The sequence below is a fragment of the Serratia sp. PL7 genome (assembly GCF_945957435.1).
In genome coordinates, this window is record NZ_CAMFLB010000019.1 from 1 (window position 1) to 21,039 (window position 21,039).

At 56.5% G+C, this 21,039-nt stretch carries 24 protein-coding genes; 4 read left to right on the forward strand and 20 right to left on the reverse strand.

Annotated elements, in window-relative coordinates; translation table 11 throughout:
* Positions 1-103: 103 nt before the first annotated feature.
* Positions 104-769: a fructose-6-phosphate aldolase gene (gene fsa / locus N6G83_RS40175; RefSeq protein WP_211136779.1), complete on the reverse strand. Its 666-nt coding sequence runs from the start codon at positions 767-769 to the stop codon at positions 104-106.
* 51 nt (positions 770-820) lie between these two features.
* Complete coding sequence (ptsP, locus tag N6G83_RS40180) at positions 821-3,322, reverse strand: phosphoenolpyruvate--protein phosphotransferase (RefSeq protein ID WP_074032112.1); 2,502 nt, start codon at positions 3,320-3,322, stop codon at positions 821-823.
* A gap of 360 nt (positions 3,323-3,682) precedes the next feature.
* Between ptsP and N6G83_RS40185 the strand changes: the two genes are divergently transcribed.
* The 4 genes from N6G83_RS40185 (at position 3,683) to N6G83_RS40200 (ending at position 7,649) form a co-directional block, all read left to right on the forward strand.
* Positions 3,683-4,762, forward strand: coding sequence for a PTS fructose transporter subunit EIIC (locus N6G83_RS40185; protein ID WP_074032111.1), 1,080 nt, complete (start codon positions 3,683-3,685; stop codon positions 4,760-4,762).
* Positions 4,763-4,820: 58 nt separating this feature from the next.
* Positions 4,821-5,141: a PTS fructose-like transporter subunit IIB gene (locus tag N6G83_RS40190; protein ID WP_021181481.1), complete on the forward strand. Its 321-nt coding sequence runs from the start codon at positions 4,821-4,823 to the stop codon at positions 5,139-5,141.
* A gap of 68 nt (positions 5,142-5,209) precedes the next feature.
* Positions 5,210-7,507, forward strand: a complete 2,298-nt coding sequence (locus tag N6G83_RS40195) for a formate C-acetyltransferase (protein WP_211136780.1) — start codon at positions 5,210-5,212, stop codon at positions 7,505-7,507.
* A complete protein-coding gene (locus N6G83_RS40200) occupies positions 7,473-7,649 on the forward strand; it encodes a hypothetical protein (protein ID WP_260524146.1) in 177 nt (58 codons plus the stop codon). The genes N6G83_RS40195 and N6G83_RS40200 overlap by 35 nt, the downstream gene beginning before the upstream one ends.
* Before the next feature lie 15 nt (positions 7,650-7,664).
* Here N6G83_RS40200 and N6G83_RS40205 read toward each other — a convergent pair whose 3' ends face one another.
* The 18 genes from N6G83_RS40205 to N6G83_RS40295 form a co-directional block, all read right to left on the reverse strand.
* Positions 7,665-8,066, reverse strand: a complete 402-nt coding sequence (locus tag N6G83_RS40205) for a tail fiber assembly protein (RefSeq protein WP_041866745.1) — start codon at positions 8,064-8,066, stop codon at positions 7,665-7,667.
* Positions 8,066-9,211: a phage tail protein gene (locus N6G83_RS40210; protein ID WP_260524147.1), complete on the reverse strand. Its 1,146-nt coding sequence runs from the start codon at positions 9,209-9,211 to the stop codon at positions 8,066-8,068. Before N6G83_RS40210 ends, N6G83_RS40205 begins: the two co-directional genes overlap by 1 nt.
* A 2-nt stretch (positions 9,212-9,213) precedes the next feature.
* On the reverse strand, positions 9,214-9,792 hold the full coding sequence (locus N6G83_RS40215; RefSeq protein ID WP_087816499.1) for a phage tail protein I: 579 nt from the start codon (positions 9,790-9,792) through the stop codon (positions 9,214-9,216).
* The gene (locus N6G83_RS40220; RefSeq protein ID WP_087816498.1) at positions 9,785-10,888 is read right to left on the reverse strand and encodes a baseplate J/gp47 family protein; all 1,104 of its coding nucleotides are present in this window, start codon (positions 10,886-10,888) and stop codon (positions 9,785-9,787) included. The genes N6G83_RS40215 and N6G83_RS40220 overlap by 8 nt, the downstream gene beginning before the upstream one ends.
* Complete coding sequence (locus tag N6G83_RS40225; protein ID WP_063617137.1) at positions 10,879-11,226, reverse strand: GPW/gp25 family protein; 348 nt, start codon at positions 11,224-11,226, stop codon at positions 10,879-10,881. The genes N6G83_RS40220 and N6G83_RS40225 overlap by 10 nt, the downstream gene beginning before the upstream one ends.
* Before the next feature lie 55 nt (positions 11,227-11,281).
* Positions 11,282-11,878 (reverse strand): phage baseplate assembly protein V, encoded by a 597-nt coding sequence (locus N6G83_RS40230; RefSeq protein WP_087816497.1) that lies wholly within the window; start codon positions 11,876-11,878, stop codon positions 11,282-11,284.
* Positions 11,875-13,047: a phage late control D family protein gene (locus N6G83_RS40235; RefSeq protein ID WP_087816496.1), complete on the reverse strand. Its 1,173-nt coding sequence runs from the start codon at positions 13,045-13,047 to the stop codon at positions 11,875-11,877. Before N6G83_RS40235 ends, N6G83_RS40230 begins: the two co-directional genes overlap by 4 nt.
* Entirely contained in the window at positions 13,035-13,247 is a 213-nt protein-coding gene (locus tag N6G83_RS40240; protein WP_170930805.1) for a tail protein X, read from the reverse strand. Before N6G83_RS40240 ends, N6G83_RS40235 begins: the two co-directional genes overlap by 13 nt.
* On the reverse strand, positions 13,247-14,131 hold the full coding sequence (locus tag N6G83_RS40245) for a phage tail protein (protein ID WP_087816494.1): 885 nt from the start codon (positions 14,129-14,131) through the stop codon (positions 13,247-13,249). Before N6G83_RS40245 ends, N6G83_RS40240 begins: the two co-directional genes overlap by 1 nt.
* Positions 14,131-16,683 carry a phage tail tape measure protein gene (locus tag N6G83_RS40250; RefSeq protein ID WP_087816493.1) on the reverse strand — a complete coding sequence of 851 codons (2,553 nt, stop codon included), beginning with the start codon at positions 16,681-16,683 and terminating at the stop codon, positions 14,131-14,133. Before N6G83_RS40250 ends, N6G83_RS40245 begins: the two co-directional genes overlap by 1 nt.
* A gap of 195 nt (positions 16,684-16,878) precedes the next feature.
* Positions 16,879-17,199 carry a phage tail assembly protein gene (locus N6G83_RS40260; protein WP_063862466.1) on the reverse strand — a complete coding sequence of 107 codons (321 nt, stop codon included), beginning with the start codon at positions 17,197-17,199 and terminating at the stop codon, positions 16,879-16,881.
* A gap of 98 nt (positions 17,200-17,297) precedes the next feature.
* On the reverse strand, positions 17,298-17,579 hold the full coding sequence (locus tag N6G83_RS40265; protein ID WP_087816491.1) for a hypothetical protein: 282 nt from the start codon (positions 17,577-17,579) through the stop codon (positions 17,298-17,300).
* A 2-nt stretch (positions 17,580-17,581) separates the two neighbouring features.
* Entirely contained in the window at positions 17,582-18,106 is a 525-nt protein-coding gene (locus N6G83_RS40270; protein ID WP_164079462.1) for a phage major tail tube protein, read from the reverse strand.
* On the reverse strand, positions 18,103-19,530 hold the full coding sequence (locus N6G83_RS40275; RefSeq protein WP_087816490.1) for a phage tail sheath subtilisin-like domain-containing protein: 1,428 nt from the start codon (positions 19,528-19,530) through the stop codon (positions 18,103-18,105). The genes N6G83_RS40270 and N6G83_RS40275 overlap by 4 nt, the downstream gene beginning before the upstream one ends.
* Positions 19,520-19,771, reverse strand: a complete 252-nt coding sequence (locus tag N6G83_RS40280; RefSeq protein WP_170930804.1) for a hypothetical protein — start codon at positions 19,769-19,771, stop codon at positions 19,520-19,522. The genes N6G83_RS40275 and N6G83_RS40280 overlap by 11 nt, the downstream gene beginning before the upstream one ends.
* Complete coding sequence (locus N6G83_RS40285; RefSeq protein ID WP_087816488.1) at positions 19,771-20,235, reverse strand: Gp37 family protein; 465 nt, start codon at positions 20,233-20,235, stop codon at positions 19,771-19,773. Before N6G83_RS40285 ends, N6G83_RS40280 begins: the two co-directional genes overlap by 1 nt.
* Positions 20,235-20,681, reverse strand: a complete 447-nt coding sequence (locus tag N6G83_RS40290) for a gp436 family protein (RefSeq protein ID WP_039271488.1) — start codon at positions 20,679-20,681, stop codon at positions 20,235-20,237. Before N6G83_RS40290 ends, N6G83_RS40285 begins: the two co-directional genes overlap by 1 nt.
* A 1-nt stretch (position 20,682) precedes the next feature.
* Positions 20,683-21,039, reverse strand: a complete 357-nt coding sequence (locus N6G83_RS40295) for a DUF2190 family protein (protein WP_087816487.1) — start codon at positions 21,037-21,039, stop codon at positions 20,683-20,685.

Here is a 21,039-nt window from a genome sequence, read left to right on the forward strand (position 1 = left end):
TGTAGCAGGATTGATGCCGAGGACGAAAACCATAATCAAACTGTGGTGGCACTTTCGGTCCCCTCTCCCTGTGGGAGAGGGCTAGGGTGAGGGGCATCTTCTCTTAGTTCAGTGACAAAGTGCCAAACGCACCGTGCCAATCGTGCTCGAACTTCTCAACCGCCACCTGCACCGCCGGGGCGCTGATCAACTGCTCTGCGACATCTACCGGCAAGGTAATAGCTTCACAACCTGCCAACAGGCACTCCAACGCCTGACGCGGAGTCTTGAAGCTGGCGGCCAGCACCTTGGCCTGCGGAGCGTGCAGTTCTAACAAGTGCTGCAACTCCTGCACGGTAGCAATACCATTGCCGCCCTGGGCATCCACGCGGTTGACGTAAGGCGCCACGTACTCCGCCCCTGCCAAGACAGAAAGCAGCCCCTGCGCCGCCCCATACACCGCCGTCCCCAACGTTGGAACAGCCATGCCGCTCAGGATTTTGATCGCTACCAGCCCTTCCCCCGTCACCGGCACTTTCACCACCAGGCCAGGAACACGCCGGTGAAGCATCACCGCCTCTTCAACCATCTGCTCGGCCGTGGCCGCCATCACCTGGGCAAACAATTTTCCTTCGCCACCGATGATATCGCGTAAAGCAGGCAGCACTTCCCATAGCGACGTGCGTGACGCAGCCACAATGCTCGGGTTAGTTGTCACCCCTTGCAACGGCAACACACGTGCCAGGCGTTTCACCGCATTGATGTCGGCAGTATCCAGATAGAGTTCCATAGTTGCTCCTCAAGGCTAAAAATGAAGGGCGCCGCAGCGCCCAAAAATGGATTACAGTTCAAGCTCTTGTTTCAGCAACGCTTCTACCTGTTGGGCAGACACTGCGTTCACCAGTGCGTCACGGAAACCTTCATGCATGATGCGCCGCGCCAGCTTGGAGAAAATCCGCATATGCTGGTCCCCGGCGGCATGTTTATTAAGGGTCAGCATGATCACGAACTGTGCCTCTTCGTCCCCCCAGACAACCGGCTGCGCCAGCTTGGCCACGCTGATGGTGGACTGTTCAATATGTTCAGATTTGGTATGCGGAATGGCAAAACCAAAGCCCAGCCCGGTGGAGAATACCGCCTCACGCGCCCACAAATCGGCGGCAAGATTACGTGGGTAACGGCAGCGTCCGGCCAGCAGCAGGTTATCCGCCATCCCTTTGATCACCTCTTCTTTGCTACGCCAATCGGCCCCCAGGGCAATGCAGTCCGGCGTGATCAGCGGCGCATCGCTTTGCTCCATGCGGAACTGGGCCAGCAGGTGCTCAACTTCCAGCGACGTACGGCAGGCCATGGCCCGGTTGAGCAGTAAACGGCATTCGCGGCTATCCAACTTGGCCAGGCGGGTTTTGGTGGCGGCAATGGAAGGCGCGCTCATGCTGATCTCATCCAGCCCCATCCCCACTAGCAGTGGCAACACAGAACCTTTCGCTCCCAGCTCGCCACACAGGCCGATCCATTTACCGTGGCGGTGCACTTCACGCACGGCATGATCTAACCCACGCAGGAACGCTGGGTTCAGGCTGTTGTAGTGCTTGATGACCTTGGCATTATCACGATCCACCGCCAGCAGGTACTGCGTCAGGTCGTTGCTGCCGATACTGAAGAAGTCGATCTCCTCACAGCACTGGTCGATGATAAACAGCACCGAAGGCACTTCCAGCATGATGCCGAGCGGGATTTTTTCGTCGAACGGGATCTGCCCGGCACGCAGCGATTGCTTCACTTCGGCCAGTTGATCTTTCACCCACAAGATCTCTTCCATCGAGGAGATCATCGGGATCATGATCTTCAGCGGACCGTGTGCCGAAGCGCGCAGGATCGAGCGCAACTGGGTACGAAATAGCGGCAGAAACTCCTGATAGATACGCACCGCCCGGTAACCAAGGAACGGGTTGTTTTCGGCCGGGATGTTCAGATAATCCACCGGCTTGTCGCCACCGATATCCATGGTGCGCACGATGATCGTCTTGCCTGCGGCGGCTTCCACTGCCTGACAGTAAATGTTGTAAAGCTCATCTTCGGAAGGCGCAGTCAGGCGATCCATATACAGCATTTCGGTACGGAACAGGCCTACTGCCTCTGCACCGTTGCTGAAGGCCGCCTCTGCTTCTACCGCATGGGCGATATTGGCGGCAACTTCCATCCGCACACCGTCGGCCGTGCGCCCCGGTTGATCGAGATAGGCGCTTTGCTGGCTGCGGATCTGCTCGCTCAGCCACTGCTCCTGCTGATAGTAACGACGAACCGGTTCGCTGAGATCGCAAGCCACCAGCCCAAGATCGCCGTCGATCTGCACCGATTGATTCAAATATGGCAGCATTGCGGCGGCATCGACGCCAACCAGAGTTGGAATGTTAAAGGAGCGAGCCAGGATCACCGTATGCGAGGTGCTACCGCCGCTGCCCAGCAGCAGGCCTTTCAAATAACGCTTGTCCAGCTCCAGGAATTGGCTCGGGGTCAGCTCATCGGTGATGCAAATGCTGTCTACACTTAGCGCCTGTTGCGCCGGGAAGCGCTGCTCGCCATAAATTTGCTGTAACAACTGGAAGCTGACATCACGAATATCCAGTTCACGCTCGCGCAGATAGGCACTGGCAGACTGTGCCAGTTGCTGGCTGAAGTGGGCTGCAGTGGCCACAATGGCGGCGGCACAGCTTTCCCCTGCCAGCACACCATCAAGCAGGTGCTGGCGGAATGCGCCGTCACGCAGCAAGGAGCGATGTGCTTCCAGCACCGCCGTGGTGGTGCCGTTACCGCCCATCAGTTGCAGATCCAGCGCCTTGCCAAAGCGCGTCAACCCTTCGGCCAGTTGCTGCTGCTCCTGCTCAACAGATTGCGTAGGCGGCAACGTCAGGGCGTTTAAATCCACCCGCGCCAGATGCACCAGTTTGCCATTAGCGGTGCCTTGGTTGACGGAGCGAGCGCGCACCAGCGTTGGGTTCAGGTTAGCCAGAGACTGCGGGATAGGTTCCTGCTCCGCCTGGTCATCCACTTGCGGCAGTGCTTCGTCGCAGTGCGGAAATTCATGTTGGATAAACTGGCTCAGGCGCTCAAACGCCGCCTGTTCATCTTCCCCTTCGATGGTGATGCGGCATTCATCGCCCAGCAAAGTATCGGTACCGATCAGTGACAACACGCTTTTACCGTCGCCACGCAGGCCGCTACGTGAGTTGTGCCATTCAACGCGGGAACGGAAACCGTTGCACAGGGTTTCGATATGGCTGGCTGGGCGGGCATGTACCCCGTTGGGCAGCACGCAGGTAAACGTCACTATTTTCGCCATCACTCTTTCCTCATACCAAAGCAGCGGTGAACAACACCGGTTTGCCACAAGGATAAAAGCGCAGCGCGGCCCAGGGCTATCGGATAAAAATGTCAAACACTGGACAAATGTATCCTGACGGCATAAATGCGATACCGCTCACAAAGCCCGTTTCCACAAGCCCGGTTTATTCTGTCGCACACTTTGAGTTAGATCGCACTTTTCTCCTGACAATACAAAAATCCAGTAAATGGCAATTTTATCCACTGTTGATAGTACCGCCAGATGCCTATTGTGATAGCCAACAACCTTTATCCATCAGGGGTCATTCCCCGGTGGTTTTATCTCAGAAGCACGCTGGTCGCGGCCAGGGAGTGAACGATGAAAGAGCTACTCAATATTCTAAGAAACACGCGCCAGCACTTGATGACCGGCGTCTCCCATATGATCCCGTTTGTGGTCGCCGGTGGCATTTTGCTGGCCATCTCCGTGATGCTGTATGGCAAAGGGGCAGTCCCCGATGCGGCGACGGACCCTAACCTGAAAAAACTGTTCGATATCGGCGTGGCCGGATTGACGTTGATGGTGCCTTTCCTGGCGGCCTATATCGGCTACTCCATCTCGGATCGCTCCGCGCTGGCTCCCTCGGCGATTGGGGCCTGGGTGGGCGCGTCCTTCGGGGCTGGCTTCTTCGGGGCGATCATCGCTGGCCTGCTGGGCGGCATTATTGTTTTCTACCTCAAGAAGATCCCGGTGCCGAAGATCCTGCGCTCGGTGATGCCGATCTTCGTGATCCCCATCATCGGCACCCTGCTTACCGCAGGCATCATGATGTGGGGCCTGGGCGAACCGGTTGGTGCACTGACCAACGGCCTGACCCACTGGCTACAAGGTATGCAGCAGGGCAGCATCGTGGTGCTGGCCATCATCATGGGCCTGATGTTGGCGTTTGACATGGGTGGCCCGGTTAACAAGGTGGCCTACGCCTTTATGCTGATCTGCGTTGCTCAGGGCGTGTACTCGGTGGTCGCCATCGCGGCCGTTGCCATCGCCACCCCGCCGCTCGGCCTGGGATTCGCCACGCTGATTGGCCGCAAATACTACACCCCGGAAGAGCGCGAAGCGGGTAAAGCCGCGCTGCTGATGGGCTGCGTCGGCGTTACTGAAGGGGCTATCCCGTTCGCCGCCGCCGATCCGCTGCGCGTGATCCCCTCCATCATGATCGGTTCTGCCTGCGCCGCCGTGACCGCCGCGTTGGTGGGTGCACAGTGCTACGCCGGTTGGGGTGGTCTGATTGTGCTGCCGGTAGTTGAAGGCAAGCTGGGTTACGTAGCCGCGCTGCTGGTGGGCATGGTGGTCACCGCCCTGCTGGTTAACCTGCTGAAAAGCTTTGCCGCCAAGAAACAGGCCACCAAGGCCGCACAGGAAAACGATCTGGATCTGGATTTCGAAATTAACTGAATAAATACGCTCTCAGGCTGCGTCTTGAGAGACGACGGATAACGTTGAGGAATTGAATATGACCATGATTATCGCTGTAACCGCTTGCCCATCTGGCGTTGCCCATACCTACATGGCTGCCGAGGCCATCGAGCGTTCCGCCAAAGCCCAAGGCTGGCAGTGCAAGGTGGAAACCCAAGGCTCCATCGGCCTGGAAAACGAGCTGACGGCCGAAGACGTGGCCGCCGCCGACGTGGTGATCCTGACCAAGGATATTGGCATCAAGTTTGAAGAACGCTTTAAAGGGAAAACCGTGGTGCGCGTGGCCATCAGCGATGCGGTAAAACGTGCCGATGCCATCATGGAGAAGATTGCCGCCCACTTAGCGCAAAAGGCCTAACCGCACAGCCAGCCCGGCACGACGTGCCGGGTTTTCCCGCCCCCATTACCGCACAAAAGGAAAATGTGATGCTCTCCCGGATCGAACGTCTAAAAGCCGCCCTGTTCTCCGCCCCGCGCGAAATTTCACTCGAGCGCGCACTGCTCTATACCGCCAGCCACCGGCAGACCGAGGGAGAACCGACCATCATCCGCCGTGCCAAGGCAACCGCCTATATTCTTGATCACGTAGCAATCACCCTGCGGGAAGATGAGCTGATTGCCGGTAACCGTACGGTGAAGCCGCGTGCCGGGATCGTGTCGCCAGAGATGGACCCTTACTGGCTGCTGAAAGAGCTGGATGCTTTCCCAACGCGTCCGCAGGATCGCTTTGCCATTTCCGAAGCGGACAAACAGGTGTATCGCGAGCAGCTTTACCCTTATTGGGAAAAGCGTTCGATGAAGGATTTCATCAACGGCCAGATGTCAGAGGAGGTTAAAACCGCCACCCAGACCCAGATTTTCAGCGTCAACCAGACGGACAAGGGCCAGGGGCATATCATCATCGATTACCCGCGCCTGCTGAATAACGGCCTGGATAGCCTGCTAGCCGAACTGCAAAGCCATGCGCAGCAGCAGCCAGACAACGCGTTCTATGCCGCAGCATTGTTGCTGTTACAAGCCTCACAGCGCCATATCCTGCGCTATGCCAGCCTGGCACGCCAAATGGCGGAGCAATGCAGCGATGAGACTCGCCGCGCCGAGCTGCTGCGCATCGCCGAGATCTCCAGCCACAACGCCCACCACAAGCCGCAGGATTTCTACCAGGCGTGCCAGCTGTTCTGGTATATGAACATCATTTTGCAGTATGAATCCAACGCCAGCTCACTGTCGCTGGGCCGCTTCGATCAGTACATGCTGCCGTTTTATCAAGCCTCCCTCAATCAGGGGCAGGATCCGGCCTTCCTGAAGGAGTTGCTGGAAAGCCTGTGGGTGAAATGCAACGACATCGTGCTACTGCGCTCCACCTCCAGCGCACGTTATTTCGCGGGTTTCCCTACCGGCTACACCATCTTGCTGGGCGGCTTGACGGAAACCGGCCGCAGCGCGGTAAACGTGCTGTCGTTCCTGTGCCTGGATGCGTACCAGAATATCCGCCTGCCACAGCCGAACCTGGGCGTGCGGGTCAATGAGTTTATCGATCGGCCATTCCTGCTGAAAACCGCCGAAACCATCCGCCTCGGCACCGGTATTCCGCAAATCTTTAACGATGAAGTGGTGGTGCCAGCATTCCTGAACCGTGGTGTCTCACTGGAAGATGCGCGCGATTATGCGGTGGTGGGCTGTGTTGAGCTGTCGATCCCAGGGCGTACCTACGGCCTGCACGACATTGCCATGTTCAACCTGCTGAAAGTGATGGAGCTGACGCTGCTGGATAACGAAGGCAACGCTAGCCTCACCTATCCGCAATTGCTGGATCAAATTCGCGAAAAAATTCGCCATTACGTTCGGCTGATGGCCGAAGGCAGCAACATCTGCGATATCGGCCACCGCGACTGGGCACCGGTGCCGCTGCTGTCTTCCTTTATCGATGACTGCCTGCAACACGGCAAAGACATCACCGAAGGCGGCGCACGCTACAACTTCTCCGGGGTACAAGGCATCGGCATCGCCAACCTGAGCGATTCGCTGTTTGCCCTGAAAGGCCTGGTGTTCGATCAACAGCGCCTGAGCTTTGATGAACTGCTGGCCACGCTGAAGGCCAACTTCGCCACGCCGGAAGGGGAAAAGATCCGCGCACGGCTGATTAACCGCTTTGACAAATACGGCAATGATATCGACGAAGTTGACCTGATCAGCGCCGATCTGCTGCGATTTTACTGCAAAGAGGTGGAACAGTACCGTAACCCGCGTGGCGGCCAATTTACCCCCGGCTCTTATACCGTTTCTGCCCACGTGCCATTGGGTGCGGTGGTGGGTGCTACGCCAGACGGGCGCTATGCGGGGGAACAACTGGCGGATGGTGGGCTATCACCCATGCTCGGCCAGGATGGCCAGGGGCCGACGGCGGTACTCAAATCGGTGAGCAAGCTGGATAACTACCTGCTCTCCAACGGTACGCTGCTGAACGTAAAATTCACCCCAAGCACGCTGGAAGGTCAGCAAGGGCTGAACAAGTTGGCAGACTTCCTCGGAGCCTTTACCAAGCTCAAGCTACAGCACGTGCAGTTCAACGTGGTGAATGCCGAAACGCTGAAGGAAGCGCAGGCCAGGCCACAGGACTTCGCCGGGCTGGTGGTGCGTGTTGCCGGCTATAGCGCATTCTTCGTGGAGCTGTCGAAGGAGATCCAGGATGACATCATCCGCCGTACAGCGCATCAACTGTAACCTGATCACGCCCGGGTTTTCCCGGGCAACACCTGATGCGCCGCGCGATAAATGCGCCCATTTCCGTGAGATAAATGGTATCGCTGCGGCGTTTCAATATGTGCAAAAGAATTACAATATTAGTGTGTTCTACTTCCTATAAACATCCACCGTGAGATTAACTGGCCCTTTCAGCCGGAGGCGTAGGCCAATTCATCTCTGGCGCAGTGCTGGTATCAACAGCTTGTAATTTTTTAATATAGGTCAGCCAGAGTATCAAACTGGCTTTGTCTTCATCGGTGATAATGCCAAGAGCGAGTTCTGCTCTCCAGTAAGCAGTAACGTCATCAGCTTGCGCTAACAGCGCATTTCTATGCTGGTTAGCTTCTACTACCCATTGTTCGTGCGTCTTATCTGGTTCGGGAGGTGGGGTGAACTTTTTCCCATCATACGACCACCCTGGGCCTGTAGTTATGGCGTCAACATTCACACAAACAAATTCAGGGAACAGATCGCCTTTCCCATCCCACTCAACCACATTTTCCACAAAACCTTTCTTAACCAAAGCATATTTAGACATTATGCATACTCCCAGATGATAACAATGCCATCACCGCCAGAACCGCCGTTGTAGGTAGCATTTGCCATAAAAACGGTTGCACCGGAACCGCCAGCGCCCAATATAGCATTCTGACCTGCGCCACCTTGAGCACCCGCGCCTAAAGCGCCTCCGGAGAAGTGAGAATCCCCTCCTATACCACCAGAGGGTGTGCCAGACAAAATAAATGACGCAGCTCCCGCGCCGCCTTTACCATTAATAATCGTTCCTCCCGATGCGGTTCCTCCGTCAGAACCTCTGGCGTGAACGTTTGATGTCATTCCTCCGCTACCAATGTTACTGGTGCCACCATTCCCACCTGCAGCTATGATCGTATTGTTAAAGCCACTAAATGATGATGTTCCCCCATTACCTGATGGAACACCTCCAGCCCCAACAACAATGGATGCTGTGCCTGATGTAATGGCGAAAAACGATAGCGCGTATGCCCCAGCCCCTCCCGATGTACCAAATGCCGATGTTGTTGTGTTCCCGGTAGCATTACCGCCTCCTCCACCAGCTCCTTGAACCTCAGCAATCGCGTACTTTGTTCCTTTGGTTGGTGTGTATGTCCCTGACGATTTAAACACCTTTGGCGAACCAATCAATCGACCCACATAGCTACCATCTCCTAAACCAAGGTTTTTGACAAAGAGCGCCGGGTCAGGAATGTCCGCGCCGTTCTGGTCTTTGGCCAGCTTCTCCGCCAGCTTGTTCAGCACCGTGGTCGCAAAGTTCGGATCGTTTCCCAGGGCGTCCGCCAGTTCTTTCAGCGTATCCAGTGTCTCTGGTGCTGTGCCAGCAAGAGCCGCAATTGCTCTTGCCACAAACTCTGTTGTCACCAGTTTTTTACTGTTGTCGCTAGCAGCAGGTGTGGGGGCTGTCGGCGTGCCGGTGAATATTGGGCTGGCCTTCGGCGCGTACTGCGTGTGTGGGTCAGCTGCAGCGATGTGTGAAGCAAGGTCTGTTCCGCCTTTTTCGACCTTCTGCTTAAGGTATGACGTGCGGCTGGCCAGCTGTTTAGCCTGACGATTAGAAATCCCATCAGGCCCGCCAAGAACCGGGTCAGATACCTCAATCTGATAGACGCCTTCTTCCCATTGCGGGGTTTCAGGTAGGTTTGCCATAATTAACTGCTCCCGTGGTTATAGCTGCCGTCATAGTTGACGGTGTTGTTGTAGCGAATAGCGACAGACTGATACTCCAGGCTTGCCAGATGGCAGCGTGCCGGAGCAAATGCTGCGAGCGTCTGGCGTAACAACGCTGCCTGATCGTTAGTGATGGGCTGTTGAAGAATGACGCGATAAACCGCCCACGCTTCCGCATCTCCGTGGACAAAAAGCCCGTTGTAAGTGTGTTTGCCGTCGTAGCCGATCTGACCTGTGCCTTCAATAAGATCCACTTCACCGAAGCCGAAACGGCGGATAATTTCCCTGATTGACCACGGTGTCCCTTTATAGCGGTGCAGTTCGATGGCGGATTTGATAAGCGTGCGACGCACATCATCCGACTCGGCCAACTCCCAGCCATCGCCGAACAGCGAGAACTGCTCGCCCAGCCATGGCAGCGCGGAGCTGTCGACAATATCGACCAGGTAGACCATCAGTATGCTCAGGTCGATACTGTCCAGCCGACCTGCCAGTCTGCCCAGCGCCCTGAGGCTGATATCGCCCTCAAGCGGTGGCGGAAGTTGCAGCGGCTCAGCCATCGGACATCCCGGTCATGTTAAGAGTGATCGCCGTACAGTTTGCCCATTCGTTTTCCGCCACCACCCGCAGTGCCGGTGTCACCAGTTCGACCTGGTACACCCCGGAGACGGACAGCACGCTGATAATCTGACTGGGAACAATATCGCGCCCCAGCGTGGCGGTACGGGATGCCACCCAGTTCTGTATGGCGCTGTTGGCAGCGTCTTTTATCGAGTTGGCATCCTGGTCACGGTAGATCGTGATGTTGGCTTCAATGATGTAATCAGCCTGTACAGGGGATTTAGCCCGGACGGTATCAGTGAGCGGCCTGACTTTCTCATCAGAGCAAAAGCTCTCAACCAGCGTGAGGATGCTGTCGTCAGGCAGGCCGGTGCTGAGCAGCGGATACAGCTCTACGGTGCCGGGAACCGGGGAAAGCACGGCAACATCGACGATGTTGGGATGGGCCTGCATGGCATGAAAGCGGTATGCCATACGGCTTCCGGCGTTGGTGAATGACTCTGGGGCCAGTTTGATGCGCTCGCGCAGCCTGTCGTTGTCTTCCTGTTCTGAGCCGCCAGAACTGGCCGCCAGATTGGTCACCTGCAGGTCAACGTTATCAATCTCATCGAGCAACTGACTGACCTGCGCAGGTTGCCATCCGTTGCCAGCGACGCCCGGTTCGGTACAGGTGGCCGCGGTGTTGACCAGCAGCAACCCGGCCTTCAGAACCACGTCCGTATCGGTGGAAAAAATAATGCTGTCGGAGGCACTGACGCGGGTGCCAGCCGGAATCAGCACATCAATATCCAGCGCCTCATCCACGGAGAACTGGAGTGGGATGGAGGCAGGCTGCGCGGCCAGACGGTAAACACCTACCAGCTCACCGAGATAATCAATCATCGGCTCACGGGCAAAGGCGACCAGATTCTGTTTGGCCGCTTCCTGCGCCGCTACTCTGACAAGCATTTCGCGGTATGCCCACAGGTCAATCAGCAGGCGCTCGGCCTGAGCGGGATACAGCGTTTTACCTGTTGCGGCTTCGTACTGCGCAATCATTTCAGCCGTGATTTTATCGGCGTCGCGTTCAATAAAGTCGGGTTCTGTCAGCGCCATAGCAGCTCCTGAGTCCGGGTCTGTCCGTCTGAGCCTTTCCAGCTCACCCGGAGCGTAAGATGTTCGCCGTCAACGGCGGGTTTGACCGACATAAGCTGGCAGCGAGGCTCCCAGCGCCGAATGGCATCGACGGACTCGCGCACCACATGTGGGATAGCACGGTCGATAGGCCAGTCGATATAAAGGTGCAGATTGCTGCCGAACTCCGGGCGATGCGGGTCGCTGCCGCGAGGAGTACGCAGGATGATTTGGATGGCCTGCCAGATATCATCCAGCCCCTGGACGATTTCGCCGGGGGCCTGCAGGGCCGGTTGCCAGAATACGGAGGTTGTTTTCATAGGGGCAGTATTGCCCCTGAGAGGGAATGCCGATATTAAAGGCGTTTAAGAAGATTCAGTGGGAGTGGTGGTTAGAGTTATCACCGTCTGACAGCATGCTGCCGGTTGAGTGTGCGTTCCCTTCAATCTCGACGTTGCCCTTAATTGTCGCAGCAGCACCTTCGCCGCCAGAGCCTGCCATGCCACCCTCATAAGTCAGTTTACCCCTGACCAGCATGTCACCGGTCACTTCGGTCTGAGGTGCATCAATCGTGGCTTTTTGCGTTTTCACCATCACGTCAGCGCTACATTCGATAACCATATGCTCGATGCCTCCCCGGATAGTGAGCGTATGCGAAGCGCGATTGTAGCTGAACTCAGCGCCGTCGCTGAATTTGGTACCGCGAACGTTCTTGTCGCTGAACGATGGTTTATCGACGTCTGAATAGACTGCGCCGAGAATAACACCATCCTCGCCATTTTCGTCCAGCAGCACTTTGACCTGCTCTCCCACATCCGGGAGCCAGTAATCTTTGTTGTTCTGAGTATTGCGCTGCAGGACGTCAAGCCAGTTGGTGCGCATATTGTCGCACTCCGGCAACCGGACGCGGGCTTTCACTCCATCAGCATCGACAGCGCTGACTGTTCCAGTCTGCAGAGTTACACCTGTCATTTTTTCTTCTCCTTTATTACCGTTGAGGTGCTGCCGTCCGGTTTGTAGACGGTAAGCGTCTGGGTCTTGCCGGTCTTGTTGCCTTTTTTCGCCTTGCCCTGAGTCACCGGCCCCCGCGCCACGTCCAGTTCCGTCACATAACCGCTGTTGCGGTCAAACGCATGGCGGGCAGTAGTTATCAGCCATTGCCCGGATAACTGACCAAAACCCACCAGTTCAATTTTGTTGCCTGCTGTCAGTTGTGGCGTGCCCATTAACGTCAGGGAGCCGCTCTGCTGATATTCGTTATGGCTTGCCAGCGCAGAGTCCGCCTTGATTTTTGCGCTGTCAGGGTCGCTGACGCGGCTGTTAACCTTCAGTGAGTCGGAGCTGGTGATTTTGCCGCCTTTGGCCTGTTTATCGCTTTCGCTGGTGCCACCGTCAGCCTCGTAGACGATCAGCTTTTTGCTGCTGCTCTTCTGGTGTTTTACCTTCGCAGACTTGTAGACCCGGTTGATGGTGTCGCGCAGGGAAAAGCGGGCCACATCCTGCGGTTTCAGTTGCTTGACCGGCTCCTGACCACGCAGCGTGGCCAGATGAGAGAAAATCAGCTGGTCGCTGACAACTTTCACCGCATAACCATACTCACTTGCCAGCCGCCGCAGGAAGCCAACGTCCGTTTCAGCGTACTGCGTTACGCGGTCAATTTTGATGGACTCAATGCTGCCAACCAGCTTCAGCTCATGCTTTTTGGCGATACGTCCGGCAATGGCTGCCAGCGTGGTGCTCTCAAAGCCGCGACTGGATTTAGTTCGTAAGGCGTTGTTAACCGATGTGGCCACGCCCCGGATAGCGACAACGGACGCAGGCGAACTCACTTCGATCTCGTCTATCGAGAACGTACCGCAGGACAGCAACTTCTCCCCCTGATAACCCATTTTCAGCGTCAGTGTGTCACCCTTACCCGGATACCACTTATCCAGCCACCGACCATCGGTGTCGTCCAGCTCTACCTCAATGGTATCGGACTCGCTTTTGATGTAGTCGCTGTAAGTCACCCGGGTGACATAAGGTGCGATATCGTTAGTGATGTTCTTCTGCAGATACCACAGGGTGAACACCGGACTCAGAACATCGCTGACGCCGGTCAACGCTGATGCAGCCTGTGTGGTGCTGTTTACCTCAGCCATGGGGCAATATCCTCTTCTGTACTGGCATCGGTAGCCTCGATAACCGGAATCAATAGCAACAACCCGGAGGGCAGCACAGGCGTGATGGCCACATGCGGGTTAGCGGCGATAATCCGGGGATAGCCCAGCGGGTCGCCATAGTACTGCCATGCGAGAGAGTCCCAGCGCTCCCCGTCTCGGGTGACATGTTCAAGAAACATCACACACTCCTCGCCAGAATTTTGGCTGCCATGGTGCTTAACCCCGGCGACATGCGGGTGAAGGTGGTACTGGCTGAATTCAGCTGACCAGAGACGGCATCAAGCGACGCTGCGATGTTGCTGCCGTCTACGCCGCTCAGCGAAGACTGCGCCTGCTGCACATACGTGGCCGCATCACTGGCGGCTCTGGCCAGACTGATGGCTTCGGGCATGGATTCCGAGAGCGCATTAAATGCCGGAACGCTTTGACCTAACGCCCCGGACACGTTGCCCAGACCGCTCATCAGCCCCGGCACGCGGGTCAGCGCGACGGCGGGGTTATCCTTCATCTTCTGCGCCACCCGAACGGCGCTGATGGTGGTCTGGAGAACGGACTGCGCCTGTTTGGCATAATTGACGCCGTCGCGAACGTACTGCGCCACCCCGGAAGGAGAAGGTACGGCACCGGAGACCGCCCCGACACCGGGAACCTGCGTGCGTATTGCAGGTGGCTGCAGCGGGTTCTTCGGGTCGCCGATATACTCCCGCAGCGATGCAGTCGCATTGACAGCCAGCACGTTGCCGGTGCTGTCGGTCTGTTCGCTGGTCGCGGTCACATCGGTAATGACGAACCAGCCACGATAGTCGCCATTCCCGAAGATCAGCGCCAGCGCCTGATGGGCTTTCATTGCCGTTCGCAGTCGTGCCAGCTCCACGTCGGGTACACAATAATGCTGATGGAAGACCAGGCTTATCTGGATTTCGTCCAGCTTATCGCCGACGAACTGCAGGCCGGGCTTTCCTTCGATTCGGGCATGTTCGGCATAATCGACGCCGAATGTGGCCTCGAAGCCGTCCCAGTAGGTAATCAGCTCAAACTCAATATCACCCAGTACCGCAAACATTATTCGTACCTCCTGCGTTGTTGCTGAGCCAGCAGGCGCTCCAGCATTTTCTCCAGCTCATGCAGGCTCATATTCAGTGCGCCGGTCAGCCCGGCAGGCGCTGCGGTTTCTTTGCCATTGAGGAAAAACTGAGGGTTAAAGCTGACCTGAATACCACCAGATGCTCTGCCACCGGCAGCAGCTGCGCCACGACCTGAATAACCCGCTGCCATGATTTCCGGCGACGGGATGCGGGGAACATCCGGTGTCATTTCCGTGGCGAGACGCTGACCAGCGAGCGCGGCCAGCGGCGTGGTACGCTGCAGACCGATAGCGGCCCCCTGGCCTATATTGTCGCCAAAGCCCATAAATACGCGGCTCGGAGAGTGAATACCCAGGGTTTCTTTAAACCAGCCCGAAATGGAGTTGCCGAAGTTAACGATGGTGTCTTTGGCTGCAGACAGTTTATTACCGATACCGTTAACGAGGCCGCTGATAAGATTGCTGCCGAAGTCAGTAAAGTTTTTCGGCATATCGACGCCAAACCAACTCATGACCCCCGCAAAGGCTTTATAGAACAAGCCTAATGGAGACCAGTTAAGAATAAGTTTGCTGACCCCGATGATCCCACCGTTGAAAGCTGCTTTAACATTACCCCACAAACCAGTAAACCAGCCTGATACGCCATTCCATGCCGACTTGATACCACTCCAGGCGTTAGTGAACGCAGAGGTTACCTGCGCCCACATTCGCTTAAAGAAAGCAGAAATTGGCCCCCAGTAGCGGTAGATCAGATAAGCGGCCATGGCTACGCCAGTGATGATTAGTCCAATGGGATTCATCATCAGCGCCCGACCAATGAAGAGAACGGCTCGGCCCGCAAGCATCAGGCCGCGAACCAATCCTCCACCGAGCACACTGGCCAGCGTTCCGGCCCCTTTGGCAACAGCGCTGAAGCCGGTCACCAGCCAGCGGAGTTTGCCGCCTTCACCCAGCGCGAGCGATAGCCGCAACCAGTTGGCCCGCAGGAGCACGGCGTTTTTCCAGACATTGACGAAAGGGGAAATAAGAAGATTCAGTCCGAGCTTGAGGCCGATGGTGGCCATCTTGAACGCAAGTAATGCTCCGATTACCTGAATCGTACCGCTCACGAGTTGTGGATTAGCCGCGATCCATTTTCCAGCGCTGTTCATTATTGGGATGAACGTTTCCCCTAACTGGATCAACGCCGGGCGTAATGATTCACCGATGCTGATAGCCGAGTCGTTAAAGCCAATCTGTGTTCTGCGCCAGCGCCCTTCGAGCGTATCATTCTGTTTCGCTGCATCCTTGTCCAGAGTAGCCATTGCCGAAGGCGTATTCATTTCCTGCTTGTTAGACTGGTATTTATCCCAGCCCTGACGCATCGACAGCAGATGGTTGACGGTCTGAATATCAGTAAAGACTTCCGCCAGCCCGAAGGACTCCATCAGCTTTTGCTGGCCTTCCTGATCACCTCTTGAGCCTGCAGCTTTCCATTGTTGTACGAATGCTTTGCCTTTACCGTCGATAAATCGATTGGCAATCATCAGAGAGGCTTCATATTGAGAGAGACCCTGGGCAACATAATTTTGCATTGACCCTTGGTAATCCACGCCAGCCTTAGCGTATTTCTGCGTGGTATCTCCGCGTCCCATTGCCGCCAGCCAGTTGGACATATTGGTGACGGCTTCTTCCGCTGAGCCGCTGCCTTTACCCACTTCCAGACTGGCGACGATCTGGGTTATGGCGTCCTTACCGTAAATACCACGTGCAGCGAAGGCTTTGGCCATACCCGGCAGCGCCTTCGCCATATCCTTCAGCTCAAAAGAGCCGAGCTTAGCCCCGGTTGCCGCAATCCCAAACGCCTGCTCCAGCTCTTTGGCATCGGTAATTTTCAGCGCATCACTAAAGGCATAGGTCATTTTGGCGAGATCAGTCATATCCGCTTTGGTGGCCGTGGCCGCTTTACCGAGCATCCCGGCAAAGGTCGCTGCCTGCTGCGGATTCATGCCATCGGCAACCAGTTGGCCAACGCCGCCCAGCAGAGATTCCTGAAGCTGATTGACCTGCAGGGATGCCCGACGAATGGCAGTACCGATGGCCTGTTCCTGCCTTGAATCCAGATCGCCGGTGACACTGATATCGCGTAGCTGGGATTCAAACGATGAATATTGTTTGACAGAGGCCATGACCGGTGCGCCCAGCGTTCGGGCGATACCGTAAGTCTCTGCCCCCTGACCATAGAGCGCCATACGGTTGGATTTAAGCGCATCACTGGTGGCCGATACCGCCGACAGACGGCGCTGCTGGCGCTCAATCTGCTCCATTGTGCGACTCACGCGCAGCAGATCGCTGTTGAGGCGTTGCATCCGGGAAGAACCCAACTGACCATAGCGTTCTGTTGCACGGGTTAAAGCGTTCTGACGCTCCTGAAGGCGGCGTGACGTATCGCCGAGAGAGTCAAGGGCGCGTCGGGTTCCGCTGACGGCAGAGCGAAAGCTGCTTCCGACAATGCCGCCAATGATGACGCCGACTGAAAATTCACTGGCCACGGTGGTTATCCTCTGAAAGCAAAAAGACAGGAGGGAAATGGTGGGGAACCATAAAGAACAGCCGCGAAGTGCGGCTGCCCGGGGCTGGAGAACTACTGATTGTCGCCGTACTCGCTTTTGATTTGCTCTTCAGCCTGATCCAGCCACATTTCCAGATCGTCAGTATCGAGGGCATCAATCTCCCCCGGCTGAAACCTAAACCACCTCGCCAGTAGCCCCTGCGCCTGCATCAGCGTCTTCGTTGCTCTTGCCCAGCCCAGTGATTTGCTGAAATCGTTTCTGTAGATCCAGATAATCCGCTAAATCCATATTATCCAGGTCTTCAGGAAGCAGACCGGTGCTGCGGGAAATCAGTGGTTCATCCCAGTCATTCGGGTCTTTGTGGACTTTTTTAACCTGCTTGAGGTCTTTAACCGTCAGGCGTTTAAGGGTGAGCTGGGGGATTGATTCACCCGCCGCTGTGGTGAAAGGGTATTTCAGAATAAAGAGTTCGGCTTCAGATTTGGTTTGTGACATGTTCGTGCTCCTGTGTAAGTTCAGAGCAGTATGTCCGGTAAGGAGTGCGACAGATATTAAAGGGGATTAAGAAGAAAGGGGCCGAAGCCCCTGTGATATCAGTGAGTGCGAAAACCCTTGCAGTTGCGCAGGAACGCAATGAGAAGTGCCTTTCCTTCGGCTTTACCGATGCCAGTGAACCAGTGGTCGGGTGGCGTCCAGGCTTCAATCAAATCAGCCAGCTTGCGGGCCTTTGAACGGGTACAGTCAATCGGAACATTGGTTTTACGGGTATTAAAAAGGTTTTCCACCCCCGGAATATCGAGGATGGTAAACCAGGTGCCATTCCCCATGCCAATCGAACCACAGTTCTCGCCTTTATCTTCAATCTCGACGGTCACCGTCAGCCCCCGATGTTAATGCGGTAGTCGGTCAACTGGTCAACGCCGCCGACGCGGAAGATGTTGGCCAGATAGTCCAGCTCCAGCAGCTCTTCACCATCCAGCACCTGCTTGATGTACGTGCAGGTGAAGCTACTGGAGAACTCGGCGTTCTCGTGCTGTTTGAACGTCCCCAGCGGGTTCTTCTTGAACATGATCGTCAGGAAGGTGACCAGCGGGATTTCGTCAATTAGCCCCTGCGAACTGTAGCGCTGGACGCTGGAGCGGCACTGCAGCGCCAGCGATTTATACGGATTAGCGGCAGACAACATCGCGTCGCGATAGAAGCTATTCCACTTGATCTCGCCTTCCATTTTGTCGAAGCCTGCCGGGAGTTCCACCTTGCCCACCATCCCCAGCGCTTTGTGCTCCTGCATGGTCATGGACACGTCAGGGAGTTTGACCTCCTCGGCCCGGCCCAGCAGGTTAGCGCCATCGAGATAGATGTTGGCATTGGTGATGCGGTTGATCTCAATCTTTGCCATCAGCTATTCCCCTTCAGGGTTAACAGGTATTCCGAGGTGATCTCGGTCTCAAATGTCAGGCGCTCCAGCGGCGGTGGCGGCGTGTATTTGTAGCTCAGTAACAGGTGACCGGCGGCCAGTTCCGTCTCTTCGTTACGGGCCGGGTCGAACCAGCATTTAAAGCCCAGCAGCGCACCGTCGCCAATCAGCTTACGACCATAGGCGTTGACCGATTCCGTCAGCGCATCAATCAGCGCCTGGGTGATGGGCATATCGATGTACTGCTGGCTGAAATAGCGCAGGGACTCGTTGATAACATCACCGGTGCGGCGAACGTTCTCAAAGTTGCGCATATGGGTCACCGTTGGCCACGCGGCAGTGCGGTTGCCCCACAGACGCAGACCGCTGCCGTAGCTGCTGAAGACCGTGGTGATGCCCTGTTCGTTAAGCAGGTTCACCTCGCTCTGCGGGTCGTCAATCATCGCCGACAGCTGGCGCTCCACGCCGGTGATACCCATGATTTCCTGGTTGGATGAAGACCACCAGTAACCCTTATCCAGGTCAACTTTGGCACGCAAACCTGCAGCACGCTGGCTCAGCGGCTCCAGCCGTTCGCTGTTGGTGGCCGCGTCGTACACCTTGACGTGCGGATAACACAGGCGGACACGGTCGGAGCTGGTGTTGAAGTTGATGGTGCCTTCCGGGCCACGCCCCGTCAGCGCCTGCGCAAAGGTGGTGCCAATTGGCGCGTCGATGTAGGTCACCGCCCCCAGCTTTTCAGCCATGGCAATAAGCTCCACCGAGACGCTGTTCTGGGTGCAGAACACAGGAGCAATCAGGATTTTGGCGAAGTAGCCAAACAGGTTGAAGCTGTCATTAAGCAGCTTCATGCCGGTACGGTTGCCCGCAGCGTTAACAGCCCCGATGATATCAGCCGGGGTGACTTTGGTCGGGTCAGCATAGTTATAGCTGGCCGTCGCGGTTGCGCCTGCCGCAATACTTTTTCCGAGACTGGTGATCACGCCGGTCTGCGCATTGAGCGAGTAGTCTTCACCCTCGACATAAGGCTGGCCATCGCTGTCCGGTTTCAGCACCAGCTGCGCGACCACCGGATTGGCCAGTTGCGCTTTGCCCGTTGCTTTATCGAACGTCACATCTTCATCGGTCACAGCAGTTTTATGTACCGCCGGATCAAGCACGTTAATGACCAGAACGGTGCCTGCGCCGTGGTCGTAGATGGCATCCAGAGCCTGCGGGATGGTAAAGCCGGTAATCTGGCTGCCAAATGCCGCCGCATCCTTCTCAGACAGGCACTGCACCAGCGTATTGACGTCACCCATCGGGGCGGTACCAATCAGGCCAATAACGGCAGACTTCACCGTCTTAACCGGGCGGGCACCGTTTTCAACCTCAATGGTTTCGACGCCGTGCAGATAGTTAGCTGACATGGGTGTCCTCCGCTTTCACATCGCTGTCGCCACCGTTTCTGCGCTTTGGTAACTGAGGCGCGGGTGTGCTGGCGGGTTTGGTTTCTTCAGGTACAGGCGTCAGGTGCTTCAGCGCCACTAGTACCTTCACATAATCATGCTCCTCCGGCAGGGAGACGTTCTTCCCCGGCCAGAGCAGGATTTCGGTTCCGTCCGACAGCGTGACGCCGCTGGCCGGGCCGGAATAGCGGTATTCTTTCATCACTCGCTTTCCTCATAGTTCACTTCGGTTAACAGCGGGCCGGACGGTAAATCGCTGTCTTCGATAAAGACGCTTTCAGTTGCAAAGTCGAGGGCGTACTGCCACAGCCCCTTGGTCTCACCGATAAACACCTCACGGGTGAGCCAGATACGGCGGCGGCAGTTCGGCGGGGTGTAACCACCGAGAATGCGACGGACTGCATCCAGAACGTCAATCGCACCTCTTTTGCCGTTGAGCTGGCGGAAGACCACCGTGACGCAGAGCTGAACCGTCTGAGGCTGGATCACCGCGCCGATATCATTCGGTTTGTCGAAACGCGACCCGGCATAACTTAGCAGCAGTGCGCCGACAGGATGATTGAGGCGGTATTCAGACGGTTTTTCCGGGAAGTATTCCACCTGTAACTGTGGCAGCTTCTCGCGTAGCCGGGCCAGCACAGCATCGAGGACGGGCAGAACGTTCATCAGTATTTCTCCAGTAAGCCGTCGCGCCCGCCAAAGGTGGGCCGACGTGCCCGTGCCCGGATTTCACCGGACTCAGGCACATCTTTCTGAGTGGACTGCAACCCCAGCGTCAGTTTCCCGTCGCGGATAGCCTCAAGCTGACGCCGGGCCTCTTTGTTGTCGTCCTTGACGGTGTCAGGCAGATCACCTTCAGGACGACGGACATACAGGCGGTAACGCACCAGCGTGATGGCAATATCCCGCAGAACGGTAGGCACTTCTGCCAGCGGCAGGGTATAGCGGCCACGAAGGTGCGCATCAATCAACTCCCCGGCGTAGCGAATACAGCTGTCCACAACCGTCACATTCACCGTGGCGGGAGTGTCAAAATCCACGACCTCGTTAGTGAGCTGAATCAGCGTTGACTCAGGCACTTGCTCCTGTAAATCCGCCAGGGTGCAGTACATGTCACACCCCGCGCAGGATGCGGATAACGTCGCCTTCGGCCAGCGCCTCATCCAGCGCAATCCCGGCTGAAATCCCCGCAGGGGCATCTTCCGTGGCTGCTGTCTGGGGAACGGCGCAGGCATTGGCATCCGACTGGACGTTAAGTCCTCTGGCAATCGCAGCACCCGCTTCGACGGCAACAATACCCAGTACGTTGACCGGCGTTAAATCACCGGCAGCGGCGTCTACCTCTGCCACACCGAGCGCGACGGCCCCGGCCTGACAGGGGCCATTATCGGCCCCGACAAAGCGCTGCTGCGTGAGAGCCGCGCTTGCCATCACGGTGGTGGTCAGAATGACCTGTTGAGTTGCGCTCAT

What these genes read in the sequence shown, in the direction of transcription:
- N6G83_RS40235 (WP_087816496.1), bottom strand. Translation starts at nt 13,047, where the DNA reads ATGGCTGAGGTAAACAGCACCACACAGGCTGCATCAGCGTTGACCGGC.
- N6G83_RS40240 (WP_170930805.1), bottom strand. Translation starts at nt 13,247, where the DNA reads ATGTTTCTTGAACATGTCACCCGAGACGGGGAGCGCTGGGACTCTCTC.
- N6G83_RS40285 (WP_087816488.1), bottom strand. Translation starts at nt 20,235, where the DNA reads ATGAACGTTCTGCCCGTCCTCGATGCTGTGCTGGCCCGGCTACGCGAG.
- N6G83_RS40195 (WP_211136780.1), top strand. Translation starts at nt 5,210, where the DNA reads ATGCTCTCCCGGATCGAACGTCTAAAAGCCGCCCTGTTCTCCGCCCCG.
- N6G83_RS40205 (WP_041866745.1), bottom strand. Translation starts at nt 8,066, where the DNA reads ATGTCTAAATATGCTTTGGTTAAGAAAGGTTTTGTGGAAAATGTGGTT.
- N6G83_RS40280 (WP_170930804.1), bottom strand. Translation starts at nt 19,771, where the DNA reads ATGAAAGAATACCGCTATTCCGGCCCGGCCAGCGGCGTCACGCTGTCG.
- N6G83_RS40200 (WP_260524146.1), top strand. Translation starts at nt 7,473, where the DNA reads ATGACATCATCCGCCGTACAGCGCATCAACTGTAACCTGATCACGCCC.
- N6G83_RS40210 (WP_260524147.1), bottom strand. Translation starts at nt 9,211, where the DNA reads ATGGCAAACCTACCTGAAACCCCGCAATGGGAAGAAGGCGTCTATCAG.
- N6G83_RS40230 (WP_087816497.1), bottom strand. Translation starts at nt 11,878, where the DNA reads ATGACAGGTGTAACTCTGCAGACTGGAACAGTCAGCGCTGTCGATGCT.
- N6G83_RS40190 (WP_021181481.1), top strand. Translation starts at nt 4,821, where the DNA reads ATGACCATGATTATCGCTGTAACCGCTTGCCCATCTGGCGTTGCCCAT.
- N6G83_RS40260 (WP_063862466.1), bottom strand. Translation starts at nt 17,199, where the DNA reads ATGTCACAAACCAAATCTGAAGCCGAACTCTTTATTCTGAAATACCCT.
- N6G83_RS40290 (WP_039271488.1), bottom strand. Translation starts at nt 20,681, where the DNA reads ATGTACTGCACCCTGGCGGATTTACAGGAGCAAGTGCCTGAGTCAACG.
- fsa (WP_211136779.1), bottom strand. Translation starts at nt 769, where the DNA reads ATGGAACTCTATCTGGATACTGCCGACATCAATGCGGTGAAACGCCTG.
- N6G83_RS40225 (WP_063617137.1), bottom strand. Translation starts at nt 11,226, where the DNA reads ATGAAAACAACCTCCGTATTCTGGCAACCGGCCCTGCAGGCCCCCGGC.
- N6G83_RS40220 (WP_087816498.1), bottom strand. Translation starts at nt 10,888, where the DNA reads ATGGCGCTGACAGAACCCGACTTTATTGAACGCGACGCCGATAAAATC.
- N6G83_RS40245 (WP_087816494.1), bottom strand. Translation starts at nt 14,131, where the DNA reads ATGTTTGCGGTACTGGGTGATATTGAGTTTGAGCTGATTACCTACTGG.
- ptsP (WP_074032112.1), bottom strand. Translation starts at nt 3,322, where the DNA reads ATGGCGAAAATAGTGACGTTTACCTGCGTGCTGCCCAACGGGGTACAT.
- N6G83_RS40185 (WP_074032111.1), top strand. Translation starts at nt 3,683, where the DNA reads ATGAAAGAGCTACTCAATATTCTAAGAAACACGCGCCAGCACTTGATG.
- N6G83_RS40215 (WP_087816499.1), bottom strand. Translation starts at nt 9,792, where the DNA reads ATGGCTGAGCCGCTGCAACTTCCGCCACCGCTTGAGGGCGATATCAGC.
- N6G83_RS40295 (WP_087816487.1), bottom strand. Translation starts at nt 21,039, where the DNA reads ATGAGCGCAACTCAACAGGTCATTCTGACCACCACCGTGATGGCAAGC.
- N6G83_RS40275 (WP_087816490.1), bottom strand. Translation starts at nt 19,530, where the DNA reads ATGTCAGCTAACTATCTGCACGGCGTCGAAACCATTGAGGTTGAAAAC.